A 560-nucleotide genomic window follows, 5' to 3' on the forward strand; every position below is an offset into this window, starting at 1 on the left:
CATCCAGAGATCGCGTAGCGGCGTTAATGATATCCCTGCTGTCCTGAGTGGGTGTCAGCAGTTTTACCGACGCGCTATTGCCGTAATAAGGTTCATTGAGCGCAAATGGTGACGTCTTAATAAACGTGGAAATAAACCGACAATATTGATGCTCACTGCGAAGTTTTTCCGCCGCCCGGGCAGCGTAACTACAAATGGCCTGCCGCATCGACGTATAATCCGTGATGCGTTCACCAAACGAACGGGAACAGATAATTTCCTGCTTCGTCGGTGCAAACTCTTCCAGTTGCAAACAGGGTTCGCCGCGCAGTTCACGCACCGTTCTTTCGAGCACGACATTAAAATGTTTACGGATAAACCGGATATCTGTATCCGCCAAATCGAGAACGGTTTTGATCCCCATCGCATCCAGTTTTTTGCTGATCCGCCGTCCAATCCCCCAGACTTCATCCACGGGGAGAGCAGACATTAATTTACGCTGGCGTTCCAGATTTGATAAATCCACCACCCCACCCGTCTGCCGCTGCCATTTTTTTGCCGCATGATTGGCAAGCTTAGCC

At 50.2% G+C, this 560-nt stretch carries 1 pseudogene; it reads right to left on the reverse strand.

Annotated elements, in window-relative coordinates:
* Positions 1-560 (reverse strand): annotated as a pseudogene (gene umuC / locus AC5O77_RS22335) (DNA polymerase V catalytic protein); the annotation flags it as partial.

The organism is Stenotrophomonas sp. INTA L402-1 (genome assembly GCF_059295135.1).